This is a genomic window from Nocardioides marmoraquaticus, assembly GCF_054777915.1.
The window spans coordinates 117,030-132,924 of sequence record NZ_BAAHAA010000009.1 but is presented as its reverse complement, the minus strand read 5'-3'; the positions used below and the strand labels follow the sequence as shown (position 1 = coordinate 132,924).

The following is a 15,895-nucleotide window of genomic DNA, read 5'->3' as shown; positions in this document are numbered from 1 at the left end:
GACCGCGGTGGTCTCGACGGGCTCGACCCACGAGGCCGAGATCTCGACGGGCTCGGGCGCCGAGCACGACGTGGTCTCGACAGGCTCGACCAGCGGGGGAGCAGCGCGGGCGCCGTTCGCGGTGCGGCTCGACAACTTCGAGGGGCCGTTCGACCTGCTGCTGACGCTGATCGGCAAGCACAAGCTCGACGTGACCGAGGTGTCGCTGTCGAAGGTCACCGACGAGTTCATCGCCCACATCAAGGCGGCGGGCGACGTGTGGGACCTCGAGCAGACGACGTCGTTCCTCGTGGTCGCCTCCACCCTGCTCGACCTCAAGGCGGCGCGGCTGCTGCCGCAGGCGGAGGTGGAGGACGAGGAGGACCTCGCGCTGCTGGAGGCGCGTGACCTGCTGTTCGCGCGGTTGCTGCAGTACCAGGCCTACAAGCAGGTCGCGGGCGTGCTCGAGCGGCGGATGGCAGACGAGGAGCGCCGTCACCCCCGAGCCGTGGGGCTGGAGGAGCGCTTCGCGACGCTGCTGCCCGACGTGCTGATCGGGCTGGGGCTGGAGGAGTTCGCCGGGCTGGCGGCCACGGCGCTGGCGCCCAAGCCGGAGCCCGAGCTGGTGCTGCACCACATCCACGCCCCGGCGGTCAGCGTGCGGGAGCAGGCGGGCCACGTGCAGGCGCGGCTGCGTGCCGGTGGCACCCTGACCTTCCGGGCGCTCACGGCCGACGCCCCCGACACGTTGACGCGGGTGGCGCGGTTCCTGGCGCTGCTCGAGCTCTTCCGCGAGGGCGTGGTGGCCTTCGACCAGGCCACGGCGCTGGGCGAGCTGAGCGTGCGGTGGACCGGCGCCGGCGACACCGAGGTCGAGATCGAGGACGAGTTCGACGGGAGCCCCGAGGCCGCCACGGGCCCGGCTCCCGCAGAGGAGGACGCATGACGGAGACGGTGGTCTCGACAGGCTCGACCAGCGAGGTGGGCTCGACCAGCGAGGTGGGCTCGACCGGCGAGGACGTGCCGCTCGCGCCGCTGCGGCCGGCGCTGGAGGCGCTGCTGATGGTGGCCGACCAGCCGCTCGACGTGGCGACGCTGGCGAGCGCCACGCGGCACCCGGTGCCCGAGGTCGAGCAGGCGCTGGCCGCGCTGGTGGGCGAGTACGACGCCGACGGTCGCGGCTTCGAGCTGCGTGACGTCGCCGGCGGGTGGCGCTACTACACCCGCGAGGAGGTGGCCCCGGTCGTGGAGGCGTTCGTGCTCGAGGGCCAGCAGGCGCGGCTCACCCAGGCGGCGCTCGAGACGCTCGCGGTGGTGGCCTACCAGCAGCCGGTCAGCCGCAGCCGCGTCAGCGCGGTGCGCGGCGTCAACGTCGACGGGGTGATGCGCACGCTGCTGACGCGCGGGCTGGTCGAGGAGGCCGGCACCGACGTCGAGAGCGGCGCCCACCTCTACCGCACCACGACGTACTTCCTCGAGCGCATCGGCGTCACCTCGCTCGACGAGCTGCCCGAGCTCGCGCCGTTCCTGCCCGAGCTCGACGAGGTCGAGCAGGAGCACGTGCGCGAGACCGCGCTGCCGCAGCAGCGCGGTGAGAGCGCCGACGACGCCGGGGCGGGGGAGTGAGTCGCGAGATCGAGGTCGACGACGAGGGTCTCGTCCGGCTGCAGAAGCTGCTCGCCCAGTCCGGCGTCGCGAGCCGACGCAAGTGCGAGGAGCTGATGCTCGACGGGCTCGTCGAGGTCGACGGCGAGGTGGTGACCCGGCTCGGCACCAAGGTCGACCCGCGCACCGCCGTGGTCAAGGTCGACGGGCGCCGGCTGCCGCCGGTCAGCGACCACGTCTACCTCGTGCTCAACAAGCCCCGCGGTGTCGTGTCGACGATGTCCGACCCGGAGGGCCGGCGCTCCCTCGGCGACCTGGTCGCCGCTGCTCGTCCTGCCCGGCCCGAGCGCCTGTTCCACGTCGGACGGCTCGACACCGACACCGACGGCCTCATCCTGCTCACCAACGACGGCGACTTCGCCCAGCGCCTGGCGCACCCGTCGTACGAGGTGGCCAAGACCTACGTCGCCGAGGTCGACGGCGTGCCCGACAAGGCGGTGCTGCAGCGGCTGCGCGACGGCGTCACCCTCGACGACGGGGGCGTCACCGTGGAGCGGGTCAAGGTCGTCACGCGCTCGCCCGAGCACGACCGTGCCGTCGTCGAGCTGGTGATCCACGAGGGACGCAACCGCATCGTGCGACGCCTGCTCGAGCACGTCGGGCACCCGGTGCGGCGGTTGACCCGCACCGCCATCGGCCCGGTGGTGCTGCGCCAGCTGCGCCGCGGCGAGATGCGCGAGCTGAGCCAGGACGAGCTCGGCTCCCTGCTGGAGGCGGGCGGGCTCTGAGCGCCACGAGCCCGGTACGCTCGGGCGTCGGACCGAGGGCGAGGAGGAGCAGGTGCACGTGCGCGCAGTCCGCGGGGCCACGCAGCTCGACAGCGACACCCGCGAGCACATGCTCGACCGGGTGGCCGAGATGGTCCGCACCGTCATGGAGGTCAACGACCTCGAGGTGCACGACTTCGTCAGCATCATCTTCACCGCCACCTCCGACCTCACCTCGGAGTTCCCGGCGTACGCCGCGCGCCAGCTCGGCTTCGACGACGTGCCGTTGATCTGTGCGCGCGAGCTCGAGATCGAGGGCTCGATGCCGCGGGTGGTGCGGCTGATGGCCCACGTCGAGACCCACATGACCCGCGAGGACGTCACCCACGTCTACCTCCATGGCGCAGCCGCGCTGCGCCGTGACCTCAACCGCGTGCGCGCGGTGCCCGACGCGTGAGCGCGACCCCTGGTCTGACCGGTCCGGTGCACGTCGTCGGCACCGGCCTGCTCGGCACCTCGGTCGGTCTCGCCGCCCGCCGCGCCGGCCTCGAGGTGTGGCTGAGCGACGCCAGCCCCGAGCACGTCCGCACGGCCAGCGGTCTCGGTGCCGGGGCTCCCGCTCCCGCCGACGGCGCGGCCGAGCTCACCGTCGTCGCGGTGCCGCCGCGCGCGATCGCCGACATCGTCGCCCAGGCGCTGCGCCGCGGGGGAGCGGTCACCGACGTCGGCAGCGTCAAGGGCGAGCCGCTCGAGCGACTCCGGGCGATGGCGCCGCCGCGCCTGGCGTCGTACGTCGGCAGCCACCCGATGGCGGGCAGCGAGCGGTCCGGTCCGCTGGCGGCGTCGGCGGCGCTCTTCGACGGCCGGCCGTGGGCGGTGACCCCCGCCGACGGGGCCGACCCCCGGGCCGTCGAGCTGGTGACGGCGCTGGCGCGGCTGTGCGGGGCCGAGCCGGTGCGGCTCTCGCCCGACCAGCACGACCTCGCGGTCGCGCGGGTCTCGCACGTGCCCCACCTGCTCGCGGTGCTGACCGCCGGTCGGCTGGCCGGAGCCGACGCGGGCCACCTGGCGCTCTCGGGCCAGGGCGTGCGCGACGTGACCCGGGTGGCCGGCGGCGACCCGGCGCTGTGGCGGCAGATCCTCGGGGCCAACCGCGGCGCGGTGACGCAGCTGCTCCGCGAGGTGCAGGCCGAGCTCGACCGGCTCGTCACCGCCGTCGACACCGCCGACGACGACGGCCTGGTCGGCATCCTGACCCGCGGGGTCGACGGCACCCGGGCGATCCCGGGCAAGCACGGCGGGCCGCCCCTGCCCACCGCGTCGGTGTACGTCGCCGTGCCCGACCACCCGGGCGAGCTCGCCCGGCTCTTCGGCGACGTCGGCGAGATCGGGGTCAACGTCGAGGACCTCCGCATCGACCACGACCCCGCCCGACCGGTCGGCCTGCTCGAGCTGCTCGTGCGCGAGGACGCCGCCGCCGGCCTGCGCGAGGCGCTCGAGGCCCGCGACTGGACGACCCACCGGTAGGCTGCGGGGTCGGCAGCAGCCCAGCAGCAGGTGAGGAGCAACGCGGTGAGCAGGCTCGTGGTGGCGGTGGACGGGCCCTCGGGCTCCGGGAAGTCGAGCACGGCGCGGGGCGTCGCGACCCGGCTGGGGCTGCGCTACCTCGACACCGGCGCCCAGTTCCGCGCCGTCACCGCCTGGATGCTCGACGCCGGCGTCGACACCGCCGATCCTGACGCCGTCGCCGCCCGGGCGGAGGAGCCGGCGCTCGCCTCCGGCACCGACCCGCAGGCGCCGACCATCACCGTCGACGGCACCGACGTCGCCGAGCGGATCCGCTCGCAGCAGGTCACCGACCACGTCAGCGAGGTCGCCGCGGTGCCCGCCGTGCGGGTGCGGCTGCTGCGCGAGCAGCGTGAGGCCATCGAGTCGGCCGTCACCGAGGCCGCCGGCATCGTGGTCGAGGGTCGCGACATCGGCTCGGTCGTCGCGCCCGACGCGACGCTCAAGCTCTACCTCACCGCCGACCCCGCGGCCCGGGCCCAGCGGCGTACGGCCGAGAACGGCGCGGGCGACGTCGAGGCGACCCGGGCCAGCCTGCTGCGCCGCGACGCGATCGACTCCGGCCGGGCCACGGCCCCGGCCGTGCAGCCCGACGGCGCCGTGCACCTCGACACCACGCCGTTCACGCTCGAGGAGGTCGTCGACCAGGTCGTCGGGCTCGTGCGGGCGGCGGCCGACGCACCCTCGTGACCACGCCGACGCTGGAGCGCACGAGCGAGCCACCACGTACGACGCTGCTCGTCCGTGCCCGGCCGACGGCGCAGCGGCTGGTGCGCTCGCGGTGGCGCGTGGAGCAGCACCACGCCGAGCGGGTGCCGCGCACGGGCCCGCTGGTGCTCGCCGCCAACCACGTCGGCTGGCTCGACGGGCCGCTCCTCGCGATCTGCGCGCCGCGGCCGGTGCACGCGTGGACCAAGGTCGAGATGTTCGCCGGCCGGCTGGGCGGCTTCCTGCTCGCCGCCGGCCAGATCCCGCTCGACCGTGACCGGGTCGACACCCGGTCGGTCCGCACCGCGCTGACCTGCCTGGAACAAGGTGGTGTGGTCGGGGTGTTCCCCGAGGGCCTGCGCGGCGCCGGTGACATGGCGTCGTCGCGAGCCGGAGCGGCGTACCTCGCGCTGGTCAGCGGCGCCCCCGTGGTGCCGGTGGCCTTCCTGGGCACCCGCGAGCCCGGTGGCGGGGCCGACGCGCTCCCGCCGCGGGGCGCCCGCATCGCGATGACGTACGGCGCACCGCTCGACCTGGGGCGCCACGACTGGCCCCGCACCCAGGCCCAGGTGCGCGCCGCCCACGACCAGGTGACCCGGGCGGTGGTCGCGACGGTCCGCGAGGCCGAGCGCACCACCGGCCTGCGGCTCCCCGGCCCGCTCGGGCCGGACCCCACGACTCCCGAGGAGAGCACCACCCATGACTGACATGACCCCCGAGCCCGGCGGCGCCGACGTCCGCACGCCCGTGCTCGCCGTGGTCGGCCGGCCCAACGTCGGCAAGTCGACGCTGGTCAACCGCATCATCGGCCGCCGCGAGGCCGTGGTGGAGGACCGTCCCGGCGTGACGCGCGACCGGGTGTCGTACGACGCGGTCTGGAACGGCCGCGCCTTCACCGTCGTCGACACCGGCGGCTGGGACCCCGACGCCCGCGGCCTCGCCGAGCGCATCGCGGCCCAGGCCGAGGTGGCCGTCGCTGCCGCCGACGCCGTGCTGTTCGTCGTCGACGCCGGCGTCGGCATCACCGACGCCGACGAGGCCGTGGTGCGCATCCTGCGCGCGTCGAAGAAGCCCGTGGTGCTGGCGGCCAACAAGGTCGACGACGAGCGCGCGGAGGCCGAGGCCTACGGGCTGTGGAACCTCGGCCTCGGCGAGCCGATGCCCGTCTCCGCCCTGCACGGCCGCGGGTCGGGCGACATGCTCGACGCCATCCTGGCGGCGCTGCCGGAGGCACCCGAGGAGGCCTTCGGCGAGGTCGGCGGTCCGCGGCGCATCGCGATCGCCGGGCGGCCCAACGTCGGCAAGTCGTCGCTGCTGAACCGGCTCGCGGGCGAGGAGCGCGCCGTCGTCGACGACGCGTCGGGCACCACCGTCGACCCGGTCGACGAGCTCGTCGAGCTGGGCGGGCGCACCTGGCGCTTCATCGACACCGCCGGCATCCGCAAGCGCGTCAAGCAGGCGTCGGGCCACGAGTACTACGCCTCGCTGCGCACCGAGACCGCGATCGAGCGCGCCGAGGTCGTCGTGCTGGTCATCGACGGTTCGCAGTCGATCTCCGACCAGGACCTCCGGCTGATCCAGGTCGTGCGCGAGTCGGGCCGCGCGCTGGTCATCGCGTTCAACAAGTGGGACCTCGTCGACGAGGAGCGCCGCTACTACCTCGACCGCGAGATCGAGCGCGACCTCGTGCAGGTCGGCTGGGCGCCCCGCATCAACGTCACCGCGCGCACCGGCTGGCACGTCGACCGGCTCGTACCGGCGCTCGACAAGGCGCTCGAGGGCTGGGAGACCCGCGTCGGCACCGGTCAGCTCAACAACTTCCTCGGCCGCCTGGTCGCCGAGCACCCCCACCCCGTGCGCTCGGGCAAGCAGCCCAAGATCCTGTTCGGCACCCAGACCCAGGTCTCGCCGCCGACCTTCGTGCTGTTCACCTCCGGCAAGCTCGACGACGGCTACCTGCGCTACGTCGAGCGCCGGCTGCGCGAGGACTACGGCTTCGCCGGCACGCCGCTGCACATCTCGCAGCGACCGCGGGAGAAGCGCAAGCGCTGAGCCTGGCTGCGGCACCGGACGTCATGCGTCCTGGCTGTCCCGGCGACCGCGACGCATGACGTCCGGCGCCCGGGGCGGCGTACGGTGCACGGCGTGGAGCTCGAGGTCAGCGGCGAGGTGGTGGAGTGGCGCGGGCCCGCGCCGTACCACTTCCTGGTGCTGCCGGACGACGCTGCGGCCGACGTCCGCGAGGAGGCGGGCCGGCTGTCGTACGGCTGGGGCATGGTGCCGGTGCGCGGCCGGGTCGGGCAGACCGCCTTCACCACCGCGATGTGGCCGCGCCAGGGCGGCTACTGGCTGCCGCTCAAGGACGCCGTACGCCGCAGCGAGGGGCTCGCGCTCGGTGACGAGGTGCACGTGACCCTCTGGCTCGACGACCACACCTAGTCGTCGCCCGCCGGCTGGTCCCCACCGCGCGCACCGCTCGTTGGCGCACCGCCGCTCGTGGCCGTGGGTGGGTGTCTCCGACGGCTGGCGCGCGACGAACCACTGCAGCGGTGCGCCGCACGCCTCGCACAGGTGGCCCGGGGGAGAGCTGTCCGTCATCGGCCGACCAGTGCCCAGCCGCCGTGGCTGTGGTCCGGCGGGTCCCCGACACGAGGCGTGCGGTCGACCCTCCTGCACGCCGGCGAGCCCGATTGGGGTGCTGCCGACCCCCTGCGGTAACCTTCCGGAGGCTCGGACGCCAGCACGGCTGACGGGCCATCGGGCTGTGGCGCAGCTTGGTAGCGCACTTGACTGGGGGTCAAGGGGTCGCAGGTTCAAATCCTGTCAGCCCGACCGAGAAACCGCAGGTCAGAGGCAGTGTCACCGCAAGTCGGTGATCGCCTCCGACCTGCGGTTTGTGGTTTGACCGCCAACTTGACCGCCAAAGGGCTGCGTTCGTTTTGATCGCAGCCACTGGCTCCCAGGCCTTCGGTGAGTACGACATCGGAGGACCACATGGCACGACGCACCAAACGACCCGACGGGCGATACGTCGTCAACATCCGCGTGGAGCAGCCCGACGGCACACGCAAGCGCGCGTACTTCTACGGCCGCACTCAGGCCGAAGCCCGCGCGAAGGCCGAGGCCGCGCAGGCCCGGGTCGCAGCTGGGGGACCCGTCCGAGACGACAACCAGCCGCTGAGCGCATGGCTACATGAGTGGCGGGACACGTTTCTGCGCGCTAGCGACCGCGCGCCGTCCACCAAGCAGATGTACGCCGGCTTGCTGGCGCGCCACGTTGATCCCGTCATCGGTCACGTCACGCTTGCTCAGCTGCGGCCGACCGACATCGCCCGCGTCCTGCTCTCGATGGAGCAGGCGGGCAAGTCCGCCAGCACGCGGCGTAACGCTTACGCCGCGCTCCGCGCTGCGCTGGACGACGCAGTTGCCAACAGTTTGCTCGCGCTCAACCCGGCCGTGCGGGTCAAACGGCCAAGCGCCGACCACACTGAAGCGGTCAGCCTCACCCCCGCCCAGGTGGCTCGACTTCTCGAGGCATCTCGGGGTCTGCGGTACCGCGACGTCCTGCGGTTCATCCTCGGTACCGGGGTGCGGCGGGGGGAGGCGCTCGCGCTGACCTGGTCCGAGGTGGACCTCGAACGCAGTGAGGCCCGCATCGTCGGCAGCCTGGTCCGCAGCGGCGGGCGGCTCGTCGTGTGACGGCCGAAGACGAAGCATTCACGTCGCGTTGTGGCGCTCAGCCCGGCCGTCGTCGCATTGCTCAAGGCGCATCGGGCTGCCCAAGCCGCCGAGCGACTCAAGGCAACCAACTACTGGGCCGAGACCGGGTTCGTCTTCACCACCGAGCTCGGCGCCCCGGCCGACCCGCGCAATCTGCTCCGAACGGTCCAGCTCGTACGCGAGAAGACCGAGCTGCCGCCAATGGGAGTGCACACGCTGCGTCATACGTACGCGACAACTGCCCTACTCGCGGGCGTCCCGCTACACGTCGTCTCGAGGAATTTGGGCCATTCCTCGATCGCGATCACCGCCGACGTCTACGGGCATGTCACTGACGACGCCGCTCGAGCAGCGGCCAGTGCAGTCTCAGATGCGCTGAAGCTGTGAGGCGATGTAGGCCTCGATGGAGGCACGAGTCACGAGCGATCGCCGACCGATGTGCACTCGGTCGAGGTCGCCGCGACAGCACATCCGCCAGATCGTGGTCCGCTCGACGCCGAGCTGTCGGGCGGCCTCGTCCTGCGACACCAGGAGCGGTGCCGCTGTCGTCACAGGTGTCTCCGCAGAGGCAGGTTGCTGTGGCAATTCACCCCAGGATGCCTTGGCTGCAGCCCGATGGTCTGTCGCTTGGTGGTTCCTGGCGTATCCCATGACAACCAAGGTCGTGTGAGAGAGGCCGAGCGATCACGCGGCTGTGTTAGCAGCCGCGACTGAGCTGCGCAGCCCGCTCGCGGAGGTGTCAGACGTTGTAGTTGAGCGTCCCCGACCCCGGGGAGTGTTGAGCAGTGTCGTTGCGTGCCGTCTTCCCAGGTCACAGGCCGTGTTGTTGTGTGGTCTGCTGGCGGCCCGTGTCGTCAAATCGGGCCGTCTCGTGGACTCCGCGTGCATTCAGCGGGTCGCGAGCGCCACCGCCTCCCATGCCAGCGCCCTGACCTCGGTCACGTCCTCGGACCGCAGCCCCGGGTCGTCCTCGGCTCGCTCGATCACATCGAGCGCCCACCAGGCAGCACCGACGTGGGGCCCGTCGACCACGGCCCCGCCCACCTCCACCAACACTGTCCTATCGTCGGTTACGGGAGATTCCTACGCGCCAATACAGCGTGGTCGCAATGGACGATGAGGCGACCAATGCCAGGAACGCCATGGGGGGCAGGCTGGGCTCTGCCAGCATCCGTCACATAACGCCCCTACGAGGTCTGGCTGTGCACTAACCAGCCGTGCGACTCAAACACGGAAACATGACGCTGGCGCGAGTCGTCTAGAACGAGTCGCCCGCGACCAGCCCGGCCAGGGCGGCGAGAAGGCATGCCCCGATCCAGAAGAATCCGAAGGCACGCACGAAGCGCCCGCCGAGCGGGCTGCCGGGTGCGTCAAACTTGCGGTGCACGCGCTCACTCAGGGCCTTCCGCTGCATTGCAGCGATCTGGTCGGCGTACTTGATCATCGGCACTCCTAGTAGCGCCCACAGCGCGAATGCGCCGACCATGACCCAGTTTGGCGACATCCGGTGAGATTATGGCCCCGCCGCACGTCTCACGCCCGAACCGTCCAGTTAAGTCTCGGCACCGACTGGTACGCGTCGACGCTGCTGCACGCGGGGGAGGGCATCAAGACCGTCTCTCACAACCTTGCGCTCGTAGTCTGTTTGCCACGAGCGTCGTCGAAGGTTTCCTTCTCGGCGCGCCGCCCAGTTACGTCAGTCGAGCCCGTCGAGGGCTATTGCCATGTTGTCGGGGCCGTCGGTTGCTCGCACATGCGCTGCAAGGCGTGCGTGGTCAGCGCGTATCCAGTAGAACGCGCCGACCTTGCGGTGGGGGATCGTGCCCTTGTGACACCGCTTGCGGATGGCCTGGCCAGTCAGGCCGATCATCGCGCCGGCGTCATCCGGCGTCAGCCACTCGTGTTGATAGTCAGGCGTTCTTGGCGGCTTGGGTTGGCGGCGGGCATCCATCCTCGCCTCGTGCTCGGCTGCGGCCCGGGCGCGTTGCGCAGCAACACGCTCGACCTCAGCGCGGGAAACGACTCCCACGTGACCCTGGCCCCCGCGTCCGTTCGCAACACGCGTCAGCACAGCGCGGTTCAGCAGCTTGAATGTGCCCGATTCGCTGATGCCGAGGAGCTCGGCGGCCTCGGCGGCGCTGAGCAGATCTTCGCTCATGTTCGCGAGGCTATATGGGCTCGCGCCGCGATTGCGGGCCTATCCACACGCTCCCTCGGAGCCCTGCGACGAAGGCTGGGCACGTGCCTAGGAAGCGGCCGCCCTGGGACTTGCGTCACTGAAGGTCCCCGGCGCCTACTGCATCCGCCTGCGGTGCGTACCAGAGGCCGGCCAGCGTCTACACGTTCGGGGAGCAGGCACGCCCTGACGCCCTGACCTTTCTGTGGGACCCAGCTTCGCGGATTTGCGATCGTCGAGCGCCAGCTACACGCGTCTCTGAGCGCAGCGTGCGGGAATCCTGCGATGACCACCGCACCGAGACATCGATGTCCGATCGAATGCCCGAAGGGCGCCGATCACGACCCCGACCGCACGGGCCGATGCACAGGCTGAGACTGTCAGACCGTCGCTGAACACTGGAGCCCATGGCCGACCGCTACGACCCCGGCACTGAGCCCGATCGGCCGGACTACCGCCATCGCCGGCCCGCCACGCCCTGTCAGATGCTCATCCGCATCGACGGCGTTCCAAAGTGGTGCCCCGGTTCGCTCTCGATCTGGGCCTACCGCTCGTGGTACGACCCGCAGCGCTATGGCCCGGACGGATGGTCGGCGTGGGGCGAGTGGTATCTCGACACCAGGCGCAAGTGGTCGGGGTGGGCGCACTAGAGCGAACTGCGGCCGGCGGGACGGTACGACCGCTAGCCGAGCCTTGGGGCGGAGCGAGAACTGCTCGCTTCTTCAGCCAGCCCTGCTTGTTCTCGGCAGAGGAGGCGGCATCCCATAGGCGGCGGATTGACGCACGTCGAACCTGCGGCCCCGCAAGAAGGTCCCGTGCTGTGCTCAGCCTCGGCGGCCGTCAGCCGCGGTGTTAGCTGAGCCAATGAACGCCATCTCGGAAAGCACGTCCTCGACGATGTCGCCGGTCAGGTACTGGTAACTCTGCGGGGGGCGCGCCACCCCGAATGTGTCGGTTAACGGCAACGGTTCCGCGGGCGCGAGCCGGTCACCGACACGGATGCCGGTCCCGGAGACGCGTCCGTCGTAGTAGGTGAAGAACCCGTCCTCTGAGATGCCGGCGATCTTCTTGAACCTGCGCCACAACGTCTTCGGATGCTCGACGTCTTGGCCGGTAACGGTGAATGCGCCGATGACGGCGGACACGGGAGCGGTCGCGTACACGAGGACGTGAGTGACGTCGTCGGCGACGGGCCGCTTGCGAAACTCGACCTGCTTGGTGCCGTCAAGGATGGCTTGCGCGTATTGCGGATGGATGGACATCAGCACGACCCGACCAACTGTGCCTGCGCTCACAGCGGAGTTCGAGGTCGGGCCGGCGGTCACGCGGCCAGGTTCGGCAGTAGCCATTGCAGTCCTTCCGGGGAAAGCTCTGCGATCGACTGCGGGGTGCGGGTCAAGACGCCGGCTGCGACCGCCTCGCGAATCGCGATCGGATTGTCAAGCGACTGGTCGTGACGAAATGAGAGCGCGAGTACCTCTCCTCGACGGCACATCGCCTCGATGTCGTATTGGGAGTAGACGGTGCGCGTTCCGACCGCAGCGGCGAGTTCCGCCGGGTCTGAACTGCGCAGTACCTGCTCCACAACGCCCACAGCGGTGATTCTGGCGTCCCCGTCCCTTGTTTTTGTGAAGACGAGGCCGTGCCCCGGCCGTACTTTCCTGCTGGGTGCGTGGCACAGGTACGCCTTGCGGATCGCGTTCCCGCAGCCGACCGCACCGCCGAGGATGGCCGCGTCTTGGCGGGCAGTATCCGCGTCGGGGAACAGCAGCTGGTGGTAGCGGCCCTGGATTGGGACGACATGCGCTCGCTCCACGTACAGATTGCCCGGCCCGTACGCAACCGCGTACTTCAACGGGTCGAGCTCGGGCGCATCCTCGGCCGGCGCGAGCCGCTTGACGAGGACCACCTGCCCGTTCGGCGCCCGGGCGCCTTTTAGCACGGTGAACCCGAACAACCCGAGCCACTCAATCAGCTCGATCTTGTCGGGCAGCACTTCGACGTAGGCGGTGTGGTGGCCCTCGGCACGGGCGTGTTCGATGCAGGCCTTCAGAAGCGCCTCGCCACGTTTCACACCTTGATGGGACTCGGCGACTTTGAAAGTGCACAACTTCAACACCCGGTTGGGAAGCCCGTACGCCTGCTCCGTCTCGTCTTTCAAAACCGCCATTCCGGCTGGCGCAGCCGCTTCCCCAAGCACGATCACAGGCCGCTCAGGAGCCACGACCTTCGCGCGCCACCATGCGGCGAAGTCCGGGTAGTCATCACGCAGCCCGTCGAACACTTCCGCGGTCAGCGGCACCTCGTACGCCTTCACGTGCTGCGCGTCCGGAGCCGTTAGCAGCGCCGGCTCGCCAGCGAGCGCCGAGAACATGTCTAGCGCGTCTGCGAGCGATAGCACGTTCTCCAGGCCGGCGCGGGTCGCGCGAGCACGCAGCTTCTTATCCTCCGTGACCAGCCAGCCAGCGCGGCCGGTGGCGAAGCTGCTCAGCACCTCTAGGTCGGCCTCGTCGTTACTGTTCAGCCGCCTCGGGAAAACCTGGCGCAGAACGCCGTCGGCCGGCACCGGATTCATCACGATGTACCGGTCGAGCGCTCGCTGGCGGCGAGCGTGCAGGTCTCCGTCCTTGACCTGGAGCAGGTCCATGCGGGTGCCGTGGCTGAGCAGGACGCCGTACCGGATTTGCTGGATCAGACGGACCAATTCGGCTGCCTCGGGGCCGTTCGTCGCGTCGTCGACGTTTGAGTGGTCCTCAAGCGCGATGAAGATGTTTGAGTCGATTAGAACGCACAACTGTGTGCTCGCGAGGGTCGTGGCCTTCATCGACGTTGCCGCAGCCGCAGTGGACATGAATTTCCCTCCCGCACCGACGGTAGCGAGTATCACGGAGCGTAGGGGGCACAAGCGCACAACCCTTTCAGCTCGACTCGAACTCGGCGCCCGTCGTCAACATGTCGAATTCACTCCGGCCGAACGCATCACTTCGGTCGTAGACCGAACGTTCAGCAGGACACGAGCGAATGCGGGGCAGTTCAGGGAGCGTCTGCGATCCACAAGATCTATCGCCTAGATCGCTCGGGCGGGCCTCCAGCAACGTGACCGGCCGCCTCCCGAAGGATGGGCGCAGTCCCTCGCCGACGTAGCGCACGGCCGGATCGCGGCGGAAGGGCGCGGGTTACGGATCCACGTGCTGGCGCCAAGCACGGACCAGTTCCCCGCCGTTCGCGTAGAGGACGCGATTTCCCAATCGGCTAGCGTCCTCGATTTGCTCTGTCGCGAAGCGGAGGTCTTGGACGGAGTAGAAGGCCCGGTCGTACCCGCCGCGAGCAGTTCGGCGAAACAGCCCGTCGCGCACGAGGAAGGCGTGAAGTACATCGTTTCGGTGTCGGCGTGCGGAGTCGAGCGCCGACAGAAAATCGGACAGCTCAGGAAAACGCTTCGTGTCCAAGCCCTCGAGTCCGCGCTGTAGTCCGCCCAGGGGGTCGTCGAACATGACCGAGTCGGTGACGCCGCCCAAAATGCGGGCGAGATCGAAGCAGATGGTTGTCAGCTGCGCCGCCGCCAGCGTCGTCCTTCCAATTTCGAAGAGGTAGTTCGCGTGGCTGGCGCTCTCGGGATCACCATCAGTGGTCGTGCCGTCATTGGTCACAGCGCGATTGTCGTCGGCGGTGCAGCCGGATGCGGATCTATGCCGAGCTAGACACCTGCGACGTAGGCGGTGAGGAAGTGGACGCCGTGACGATCGAGGTTGCCTCGGGCGCGGTCGTAGTGCTCGGTTGTGCGCGGGTCAGCATGTCGGGCCAGGATCTGGGCGTCGCGCAGCGGGACGCCTGCGTCGAGGGCGTTGGTGATCGCAGCGTGCCTCAGCGAGTGCGGGCTGATGTGTCGCGGGATGCCGGCTGCCTTCGCGACCCGCAGCACCATCCGATAGACGTCACGGCGGTCGATCGGCGCACCCGAGACGGGTCGCCGCACCAGTGGTCCGCTGGTGCGTTCGCCGCGACAGGCCTCGAGCACGCGCAGGACCGGGACCGTGAGAGGCATCGTGGCGGGCTTGTCGCCCTTGCCGACCAGGTGCAGGACGCGGTGGCCGCGCAGGGTCTCGGCGTAGTCCTCGATCCGCACTGAGGCTGCTTCTGAGGCTCGGAGGGCGTTGATGCCCAGCAGGTAGGCCAGGGCGCCGTGGTGGACGGTGATGGTCTGAGCGATCTGGAGGAAGCGGATCAGCTCGAGTCGGTCCAGGCCCTGGGTCCTCGACTCGTCGTGGTGGACCTTGGGTAGTCGGGCGTACACCGCCGGGTCGGCAGGGATGAGGCCGTCGATATGGGCGAAACGGAAGAAGCCCCGGACGCCGTGCATCATCGTGTTGGTCGAGGACGCCATCAGTCCAGCGTCGCCCAGGCTGCGGATGTAGAGCTCGACGTGAGCTCGCTGGATGCCGATCAAGGGATCGAGGCCGGTGGTCTCGCACCACTGGAACCAGCGGCGCAGTTGGTAGGAGTAGAGCTCGTGGGTGTGTCCGGCGTACCTGGCCAGGAACGAGACTGCAGCTAGTTGTGCGGTTGTCATGGACAGGGGCTGGAACGGCAGGAGCCGCGTCGGATTGGACATGGAGCACCTCATGCGACGAACCAGCGCGAGGCCCGGCCGCGCTCGCCGCTGACACGACGAGGCACTCGAAATTCGGACGCTACCGCTGGCGCCTGCCGTAAGCAGGCGGCGGTAAGACGCCGGCCGCGGCACCCCCTTTGCGAACAATGCATGTTCAGGGTTGGTGCTCTGTAGGGTCCAGCCATGGCTCTCGAAACCTCCGGAATCACGGCATGGACGTTCATGCAAGAGATCCCGATTCCGCCCGACGTTTCTGAACTAATGGTGCAGGGCGAGACTCCGGTCGCCGCGTTCAAGACCTTTCGGGACAGCGCGGTCTTCACCACCAAGCGACTGATCGTGCGTGACGCGCAGGGCATGACCGGCAAGAAGGTCGAGATCTACTCCCTGCCGTACAGCTCCATCAACATGTGGTCCTCGGAGAACGCTGGTCGGCTCCTGGACATGAACGCAGAAATCGAGATGTGGACGCGGGCCGGACACATCAAGATCAAGGTCGGGAAGGGCACCGACATCCGGCGTCTGGACTCATTGATCGCTTGGGCCGTGCTCAAGTAACGGCGGACTCCAGGATCCGTCGTTTCCCCTGGCGCGGCGATAAGACGCCCCTGTTCCCAGGGCGGGATCGCATAGATCGCCGGGGCCGCGCGTTCAGATCGTTCGCAGCCACGAGGTTCGTCTAGTGTGTGACGAAGCGAGCTCGCCGATGAGTCGAACGGTCGGCGCCTCGGAACCCAGGGTTTCGCTGTTGCGACGGCGTCG

19 protein-coding genes, 1 tRNA gene and 1 pseudogene are annotated in these 15,895 nt (G+C 70.0%); 13 read left to right on the top strand and 8 right to left on the bottom strand.

Annotated elements, in window-relative coordinates; translation table 11 throughout:
• The first annotated feature begins 70 nt into the window (after positions 1-70).
• The 11 genes and pseudogenes from ACYU8I_RS09395 (at position 71) to ACYU8I_RS09345 (ending at position 8,732) form a co-directional block, all read left to right on the top strand.
• On the top strand, positions 71-925 hold the full coding sequence (locus ACYU8I_RS09395; RefSeq protein ID WP_460839928.1) for a segregation and condensation protein A: 855 nt from the start codon (positions 71-73) through the stop codon (positions 923-925).
• Positions 922-1,605 carry an SMC-Scp complex subunit ScpB gene (gene scpB / locus ACYU8I_RS09390; protein WP_460839896.1) on the top strand — a complete coding sequence of 228 codons (684 nt, stop codon included), beginning with the start codon at positions 922-924 and terminating at the stop codon, positions 1,603-1,605. Before ACYU8I_RS09395 ends, scpB begins: the two co-directional genes overlap by 4 nt.
• Complete coding sequence (locus ACYU8I_RS09385; protein ID WP_460839894.1) at positions 1,602-2,372, top strand: pseudouridine synthase; 771 nt, start codon at positions 1,602-1,604, stop codon at positions 2,370-2,372. Before scpB ends, ACYU8I_RS09385 begins: the two co-directional genes overlap by 4 nt.
• A 52-nt stretch (positions 2,373-2,424) precedes the next feature.
• Complete coding sequence (gene aroH, locus ACYU8I_RS09380) at positions 2,425-2,808, top strand: chorismate mutase (protein WP_460839892.1); 384 nt, start codon at positions 2,425-2,427, stop codon at positions 2,806-2,808.
• Positions 2,805-3,878 carry a prephenate dehydrogenase gene (locus ACYU8I_RS09375; protein WP_460839891.1) on the top strand — a complete coding sequence of 358 codons (1,074 nt, stop codon included), beginning with the start codon at positions 2,805-2,807 and terminating at the stop codon, positions 3,876-3,878. The genes aroH and ACYU8I_RS09375 overlap by 4 nt, the downstream gene beginning before the upstream one ends.
• A gap of 45 nt (positions 3,879-3,923) precedes the next feature.
• Positions 3,924-4,607 carry a (d)CMP kinase gene (gene cmk / locus ACYU8I_RS09370; protein ID WP_460839889.1) on the top strand — a complete coding sequence of 228 codons (684 nt, stop codon included), beginning with the start codon at positions 3,924-3,926 and terminating at the stop codon, positions 4,605-4,607.
• Positions 4,604-5,332, top strand: a complete 729-nt coding sequence (locus ACYU8I_RS09365) for a lysophospholipid acyltransferase family protein (protein WP_460839887.1) — start codon at positions 4,604-4,606, stop codon at positions 5,330-5,332. The genes cmk and ACYU8I_RS09365 overlap by 4 nt, the downstream gene beginning before the upstream one ends.
• The gene (gene der / locus ACYU8I_RS09360) at positions 5,325-6,677 is read left to right on the top strand and encodes a ribosome biogenesis GTPase Der (protein ID WP_460839885.1); all 1,353 of its coding nucleotides are present in this window, start codon (positions 5,325-5,327) and stop codon (positions 6,675-6,677) included. The genes ACYU8I_RS09365 and der overlap by 8 nt, the downstream gene beginning before the upstream one ends.
• Before the next feature lie 93 nt (positions 6,678-6,770).
• Positions 6,771-7,064: a DUF1905 domain-containing protein gene (locus ACYU8I_RS09355; RefSeq protein ID WP_460839883.1), complete on the top strand. Its 294-nt coding sequence runs from the start codon at positions 6,771-6,773 to the stop codon at positions 7,062-7,064.
• Positions 7,065-7,383: 319 nt separating this feature from the next.
• Positions 7,384-7,457 (top strand) — tRNA-Pro (locus ACYU8I_RS09350).
• Between the two features lie 162 nt (positions 7,458-7,619).
• Positions 7,620-8,732 (top strand): annotated as a pseudogene (locus ACYU8I_RS09345) (tyrosine-type recombinase/integrase).
• On the opposite strand, the gene ACYU8I_RS09340 reads toward ACYU8I_RS09345, so the two are convergent.
• From ACYU8I_RS09340 to ACYU8I_RS09325, 4 genes are all read right to left on the bottom strand, one after another.
• A complete protein-coding gene (locus ACYU8I_RS09340; RefSeq protein ID WP_460839924.1) occupies positions 8,712-8,816 on the bottom strand; it encodes a hypothetical protein in 105 nt (34 codons plus the stop codon). The pseudogene ACYU8I_RS09345 and the gene ACYU8I_RS09340 overlap by 21 nt on opposite strands.
• A gap of 417 nt (positions 8,817-9,233) precedes the next feature.
• A complete protein-coding gene (locus ACYU8I_RS09335; protein ID WP_460839881.1) occupies positions 9,234-9,401 on the bottom strand; it encodes a hypothetical protein in 168 nt (55 codons plus the stop codon).
• A 202-nt stretch (positions 9,402-9,603) separates the two neighbouring features.
• Complete coding sequence (locus tag ACYU8I_RS09330; protein WP_460839878.1) at positions 9,604-9,789, bottom strand: hypothetical protein; 186 nt, start codon at positions 9,787-9,789, stop codon at positions 9,604-9,606.
• 252 nt (positions 9,790-10,041) lie between these two features.
• The gene (locus tag ACYU8I_RS09325) at positions 10,042-10,503 is read right to left on the bottom strand and encodes a hypothetical protein (protein WP_460839876.1); all 462 of its coding nucleotides are present in this window, start codon (positions 10,501-10,503) and stop codon (positions 10,042-10,044) included.
• Between the two features lie 425 nt (positions 10,504-10,928).
• Between ACYU8I_RS09325 and ACYU8I_RS09320 the strand changes: the two genes are divergently transcribed.
• Entirely contained in the window at positions 10,929-11,171 is a 243-nt protein-coding gene (locus ACYU8I_RS09320; RefSeq protein ID WP_460839874.1) for a hypothetical protein, read from the top strand.
• A 174-nt stretch (positions 11,172-11,345) separates the two neighbouring features.
• Here the strand turns inward: ACYU8I_RS09320 and ACYU8I_RS09315 are convergent, their stop codons facing one another.
• From ACYU8I_RS09315 to ACYU8I_RS09300, 4 genes are all read right to left on the bottom strand, one after another.
• Entirely contained in the window at positions 11,346-11,846 is a 501-nt protein-coding gene (locus tag ACYU8I_RS09315) for an ASCH domain-containing protein (protein WP_460839872.1), read from the bottom strand.
• On the bottom strand, positions 11,843-13,372 hold the full coding sequence (locus tag ACYU8I_RS09310) for a GNAT family N-acetyltransferase (protein ID WP_460839870.1): 1,530 nt from the start codon (positions 13,370-13,372) through the stop codon (positions 11,843-11,845). Before ACYU8I_RS09310 ends, ACYU8I_RS09315 begins: the two co-directional genes overlap by 4 nt.
• Positions 13,373-13,697: 325 nt before the next feature.
• Entirely contained in the window at positions 13,698-14,171 is a 474-nt protein-coding gene (locus ACYU8I_RS09305) for a hypothetical protein (protein WP_460839867.1), read from the bottom strand.
• 47 nt (positions 14,172-14,218) lie between these two features.
• Positions 14,219-15,133, bottom strand: coding sequence for a tyrosine-type recombinase/integrase (locus tag ACYU8I_RS09300; RefSeq protein WP_460839865.1), 915 nt, complete (start codon positions 15,131-15,133; stop codon positions 14,219-14,221).
• 183 nt (positions 15,134-15,316) lie between these two features.
• Between ACYU8I_RS09300 and ACYU8I_RS09295 the strand changes: the two genes are divergently transcribed.
• Complete coding sequence (locus tag ACYU8I_RS09295) at positions 15,317-15,691, top strand: PH domain-containing protein (RefSeq protein ID WP_460839862.1); 375 nt, start codon at positions 15,317-15,319, stop codon at positions 15,689-15,691.
• The last annotated feature ends 204 nt before the right edge of the window (positions 15,692-15,895 follow it).